The organism is Cupriavidus sp. SK-4, assembly GCF_000611125.1.
GTDB lineage: Bacteria > Pseudomonadota > Gammaproteobacteria > Burkholderiales > Burkholderiaceae > Cupriavidus > Cupriavidus necator.
Genome location: NZ_JFJW01000114.1, coordinates 1 through 2,573, shown reverse-complemented (window position 1 = coordinate 2,573; position 2,573 = coordinate 1). Strand labels below are relative to the sequence as shown.

The window sequence follows — 2,573 nt, the reverse complement described above, 5'->3', positions numbered from 1 at the left end:
GCTCCAGGAACTTGGTGAGCAGGTTGAAGCAGGTCGTCTTGCCGGCGCCGTTGGGGCCGATCAACGCATGGATCGACCCGCGGCGCACCTGCAGGTTGACGTCGCTCACCGCCGTGAACCCCTTGAACTCCTTGGTGAGGTTCCGCGTTTCCAGGATGGTTTCCAGCTGATTCATGTCTCCTGCCCGCCCTCTTGCTGAACTGCCGGGGTGATGCCCGGCACTGACAATGGTCCGAACCGGCCTTGTAGGCCCTTGCTGCCGCTTGTTCCGCCAGGCTGGCCATGGTTGCGGCCCTGCCTGCGGCTTTCTGTTTTGGTGCGGGGCGGCTCCCGCGCAGGTTGCGGCGATGGCTTCGATGTGCTGCCGACGCACCCTGTGAGGCGTCTATTGTGTGCGCCTGTTGCATCGCAAAACATCGGGGTTTGCACTATGAAACATGAACCAAGTGTCAGTTTTTTTGCGAGCGCACATGAGCAGGCCGCGCCACTTGGTCACGGCCCCGCCCGCGACCCCGTGGCGCGCTCATGTCAGGCGCCTGCAGCGGCTGCCGCCGGCGCCGGTTGCACCAATACTTCCGCCGCTGCCAGGCCCTGCCGGCGGTCTTCGCGGATCAGGTCGCTGGCGCGCTCGGCGATCATGATGGTCGGCGAATTGGTGTTGCCCGACGTGATCAGCGGCATCACCGAGGCATCGACCACGCGCAGTCCGTCGATGCCCAGCACGCGCAGGCGATGGTCGACCACGGCCATCGGGTCGTCGGCGCGGCCCATCTTGCAGGTGCCAACCGGATGGAAGATGGTGGTGCCGATATTGCCGGCCGCTTCGGCCAGCTGTTCGTCGGTCTGGAATGCCGGGCCCGGCAGCCATTCCTCGGGCTGGAACGGCGCCAGCGCCGGCGACGCCACGATACGGCGCGTGAGCCGGATGGAGTCGGCCGCGACTTTCCGATCCTCGTCAGTCGCCAGGTAATTGGGCGCGATCACCGGCGCCTGGCGGAAATCCGCGCTGCCGACATGGACGCTGCCGCGCGAGGTCGGCCGCAGGTTGCAGGCACTCGCGGTAAAGGCATTGAACGCATGCAGCGGGTCGCCGAACTTGTCCAGCGACAACGGCTGCACGTGGTACTCCACGTTCGGCCGCGCCTGCGATGGGTCCGAGCGCGCAAAGGCGCCCAGCTGCGACGGCGCCATGCTCATCGGACCGCTCTGGTTGAAGGCGTACTGCACGCCGATACAGAACTTGCCCCACAGGCTCGCGGCGCGCGTGTTGAGCGTGCGCACGCCGCTGACCTTCACCACCGAGCGCAGCTGGAGGTGGTCCTGCAGGTTCTCGCCCACGCCGGGGAGCGCATGGCGCACCGGGATACCCAGCGCCTGCAGGCGCTCGGCCTGGCCGATGCCCGACAGTTCCAGCAGCTGCGGCGTATTGACCGCGCCCGCGGCCAGGATCACTTCCTGCGTGGCCGCCACCGTGTGCGGCCGGCCGCCGCCGATATAGTTCACGCCGGTGCAACGGCGCCCGTCGAAGGTCAGCCCGCTCACCTGCGCCCCGGTGACAATGGTCAGGTTGGGACGCTCCGACGCACGCCGCAGGAAGGCCTTGGCCGTGTTCCAGCGGATGCCGCGGCGCTGGTTCACTTCGAAATAGCCGACACCGAAGTTGTCGCCGCGGTTGAAATCCTCCGTGCGCGGAATCCCCGCCTCTTCGGCGGCATCGGCAAAGCGCTCCAGGATGTCCCAGCGCAGCCGCTGGCCTTCCACGCGCCATTCACCGCCGGCGCCATGGAATTCGCTCGGGCCGCGGTGGTGGTCCTCGCTGCGCTTGAACAGCGGCAGCACATTGTCCCAGCGCCAGCCAGCGTCGCCGGTGAGCCGCGCCCACTCGTCATAATCCTCGCGCTGGCCGCGCATATAGATCATGCCGTTGATCGACGAGCAACCGCCCAGCACGCGCCCGCGCGGATAGCCCAGCGAGCGGCCGTTCAGCCCGGCCTCGGCCTCGGTGCGATAAAGCCAGTCGGTGCGCGGGTTGCCGATGCAGTACAGGTAGCCCACCGGGATATGGATCCAGTGGTAATCGTCCTTGCCGCCGGCCTCCAGCAGCAGCACGTTGACGTCCGCATCCTGCGTCAGGCGGTTCGCCAGGACGCAGCCGGCCGAACCGGCCCCCACGATGATGTAGTCGAATGTCTCCATCGCTGTTCTTGTCATCATCGTTGCGGCTTATTTCGCTACCGGCATGGTGAACTCAGCCCCCTTGGCGATCGAATCCGGCCAGCGCTGCATCACGCTCTTGTAGCGCGTGTAGAAGCGCACGCCCTCTTCGCCATAGGCATGGTGGTCGCCGAACAGCGAGCGCTTCCAGCCACCGAATGAATGCCATGCCATCGGCACCGGAATCGGCACGTTGATGCCGACCATGCCGATCTGGATCTGCCGCGCGAACGCACGCGCGATGCCGCCGTCGCTGGTGTAGCACGACACGCCGTTGCCGTACTCGTGCGCATTGATCAGCGCCACGGCTTCGGCAAAGTCATGCACGCGCACTACCGACAGCACCGGGCCGAAGATCT

3 protein-coding genes are annotated in these 2,573 nt (G+C 66.5%); all 3 read right to left on the bottom strand.

What is annotated here, in order from left to right:
• On the bottom strand, positions 1–175 hold a 175-nt coding region (locus tag CF68_RS24350), incomplete at its 3' end, for an ATP-binding cassette domain-containing protein (RefSeq protein ID WP_035823781.1).
• Between the two features lie 353 nt (positions 176–528).
• The gene (locus tag CF68_RS24345; protein ID WP_035823778.1) at positions 529–2,196 is read right to left on the bottom strand and encodes a GMC family oxidoreductase; all 1,668 of its coding nucleotides are present in this window, start codon (positions 2,194–2,196) and stop codon (positions 529–531) included.
• Positions 2,197–2,223: 27 nt separating this feature from the next.
• On the bottom strand, positions 2,224–2,573 hold a 350-nt coding region (locus tag CF68_RS24340), incomplete at its 5' end, for an aldehyde dehydrogenase family protein (protein ID WP_035823775.1).

Coding starts and splice junctions, on each gene's coding strand:
- CF68_RS24345 (WP_035823778.1), bottom strand. CDS start 2,196: ATGGAGACATTCGACTACATCATCGTGGGGGCCGGTTCGGCCGGCTGC.